The sequence below is a fragment of the Pseudomonas sp. PS02303 genome, from assembly GCF_029959925.1.
Classification (GTDB): Bacteria; Pseudomonadota; Gammaproteobacteria; order Pseudomonadales; family Pseudomonadaceae; genus Aquipseudomonas; species Aquipseudomonas mandelii.
Genome location: NZ_JASCOM010000438.1, coordinates 1 through 2,835, shown reverse-complemented (window position 1 = coordinate 2,835; position 2,835 = coordinate 1). Strand labels below are relative to the sequence as shown.

General features: G+C 61.8%; 2 protein-coding genes. Both read right to left on the bottom strand.

Going from position 1 to position 2,835, the window contains the following annotated elements:
- Positions 1–89: 89 nt before the first annotated feature.
- Positions 90–1,334 (bottom strand): cytosine deaminase, encoded by a 1,245-nt coding sequence (gene codA / locus QMX98_RS33770; RefSeq protein ID WP_010458540.1) that lies wholly within the window; start codon positions 1,332–1,334, stop codon positions 90–92.
- Positions 1,335–1,347: 13 nt separating this feature from the next.
- Positions 1,348–2,619 carry a cytosine permease gene (gene codB, locus QMX98_RS33765; RefSeq protein WP_282412050.1) on the bottom strand — a complete coding sequence of 424 codons (1,272 nt, stop codon included), beginning with the start codon at positions 2,617–2,619 and terminating at the stop codon, positions 1,348–1,350.
- Positions 2,620–2,835: the final 216 nt, after the last annotated feature.

The window sequence follows — 2,835 nt, the reverse complement described above, 5'->3', positions numbered from 1 at the left end:
GGCTCACTCCCACAGGGGTTTTGTGATCGGCTCGCCCCCCCTGTGGGAGCGAGCCTGCTCGCGAAGAGGCCCGCCCAGTCAGCGAAATTTCAGAGCTGACCCGCCCATTCCACCACCGGCATCGTCCGCTTCATCAACACCTTGCCGTCGCGTACCGAATACAACGGCAACCCCTGGCTGCGAATCACCTCGTAGTCACTGTCCGCCGACAGAATCAGCAAATTCGCCGGCCGTCCGGCCTCCAGCCCATAACGGTCCCCAAGGTTCATGGCCTTGGCGCTGTTGTCGGTGACCAGGTCCAGCGCACTTTGCAGGTTGCGATACCCCAGCATGTGGCAGATATGCAGCCCCGCTTCCAGCACCCGCAGAATGTTGCCGTTGCCCAGCGGATACCACGGGTCAACGATCGAATCCTGGCCAAAGCACACGTTCATCCCCGCTTCCAGCAACTCATTGACCCGGGTCACGCCGCGGCGTTTCGGGAAGGTGTCGAAGCGCCCTTGCAGGTGAATGCTTTCGGTGGGGCAGGAGACGAAACTGATCCCCGAATGCCCGAGCAGACGGAAGAGTTTGGCGCAGTACGCGTTGTCGTAAGAGCCCATGGCCGTGGTGTGGCTGGCGGTCACCCGCGAACCCATACCACGGCTGCGGGCTTCTTCGGCCAGCACTTCCAGAAAGCGTGAATGCGGGTCGTCGGTTTCGTCGCAATGCACGTCCACCAGGCAACCGGTGCGCTCGGCGAGGTCCATCAGAAACTTTACTGAGCTGACGCCCTGATCGCGGGTGTATTCGAAATGCGGAATGCCCCCCACCACATCGGCGCCCATACGGATCGCTTCTTCCATCAGCTCCCGGCCGTTGCGGTAGGACTCGATGCCTTCCTGCGGGAACGCGACGATTTGCAGGTCGATCAGGTGCCGGCTTTCCTCGCGCACTTCAAGCATTGCCTTGAGTGCGGTCAGTTGCGGGTCGGTGACGTCGACGTGGGTGCGCACATGCTGGATGCCGTGGGCAGCGAGGGTCTGGATGGTTTTCTTGGCGCGGGCCTTGGTGTCTTCCTCGGTGATGGTGACCTTGCGTTCGCCCCAGCACTCGATGCCCTCGAACAGCGTGCCACTCATGTTCCAGCGTGGCTCGCCAGCGGTGAGGGTGGCGTCGAGGTGAATGTGCGGCTCGACAAAGGGCGGCACCACCAGGTTGCCGCCGGCGTCGAGGTCGTCGGGCCCCAGGGTGGGGGCTTCGGTCTGACGGGCGATGGTGCGGATCAGGCCGTTTTCCAGGTGCAACTCATGCAGGCCTTCTTGGTTGCGCAGGCGGGCGTTGATGATGTGCATCAGGCGAATCCTTTTATAGATCTTGTAAGGGAGCTTCAGCGGCACGGGCACCCAGTACGCTGGTCAATAGCACATACGTTAGCGCGGCAGCGGCAATCCCTACCAGTGGCGCGATCCAGGGCGAGCTGAATGCGGCGACGGTGCCGACGGCATAGGCGGTCAAACCGGGCCAGTTGAACGCCGGTAATCGAGCATCGGCCAGACGAGGATATTGACCACGATAGCGGTAGAAGAAATCCGCCATGATCACGCCGCCTATCGGCGGAATCACCGTGCCCAGCAGAATCAGATACGGCACCAGCATGTCGTACATGCCCAGCAGCGCGAGCAAGGTGCCGATCACCGCGCCGGCCAGGGTCACGGTTTTGCGGCGGCCGGTGCGCAACAGGTTGCAGCCGGCGACGGCGAAGTTGTAGATGGTGTTGTCCTGGGTGCTCCAGATGTTGAGCAGCAACATGGCCATCGCGGCCATGGCGAAACCTTGCAACAGCAGCACTTCGACCACGTCCGGTTGCTGGTAGACGATGGCCCCGTAGGCCCCGATCAACACCATCAAACCGTTGCCGATAAAGAAGCCGATCAGGCTCGCCAGCACCGCGACCCGGGCGGAACGGGAGAAGCGCGTCCAGTTGGTCGCTTGGGTGGCGCCGCTGACGAACGTGCCGAAGACCAGGGTGATCGCGGTCGACCAGTCAAGCGTTCCCGTCGGAACCACCGCGAGCAGCCCATCGAGCCCACCGACCTTCACCGTGGCGACCCACATCGACAGCATCAGCAGCAACATCATGGCGGGCACCGCGATGTACGAGAGGATTTCCAGCCCGCGATAACCGACATACGCCGTGGCGCAAAATGCCAGGCCGAACAGCATCATCAGGCCCAGAACGGTGCCCTCGCTCAGTTCGAAATACTTGCCCAGCACCACGGCGGCCGTGGCCGTGCCCCAGGCGTACCAGCCGATCTGGGTGAAGCCGAGGATCAAGTCGCTGAGCTTGCTGCCGACCTCGCCGAAGCAAAAACGCCCCATCAGCACCGAATTGAGGCCGCTCTTGAAGGCGATATAACCCAGGCTTGCGGCGTAGATGCCCAGCAGCAGATTGCCGACGATAATCACCGCCATCATCTCGCCAAAACTGAACGCCACGCCAAGCTTGCCGCCGGCGAACATGGTGGCGGTGAAGAAGGTGAATCCCAACAGCACCATGGCGGTGGAGGCTAGGCCTTTGCGGGCATGCATCGGTACTTCGCTGAGAGGGTAATCGTTGCCCGGATCTTTTTGCGTCATGTGGCGTTCCTTGCTGAATGGGTGACGCGGGAGGGGTTGCAGTGGTCGTGCCAATGGCTGGATATGCAGTTACTTATAGTCGAGGCGGAGAGTTTGGCGCGGGAGGGGCACAAATGCGGTGCACCTGAAGGAATATAGAGCCCATGTAGGAGCGAGCCTGCTCGCGAATGCGGTGTGTCAGGCAATGTAGATGTCGACTGACACACCGCATTCGCG

Coding starts and splice junctions, on each gene's coding strand:
- codA (WP_010458540.1), bottom strand. CDS start 1,334: ATGCACATCATCAACGCCCGCCTGCGCAACCAAGAAGGCCTGCATGAG.
- codB (WP_282412050.1), bottom strand. CDS start 2,619: ATGACGCAAAAAGATCCGGGCAACGATTACCCTCTCAGCGAAGTACCG.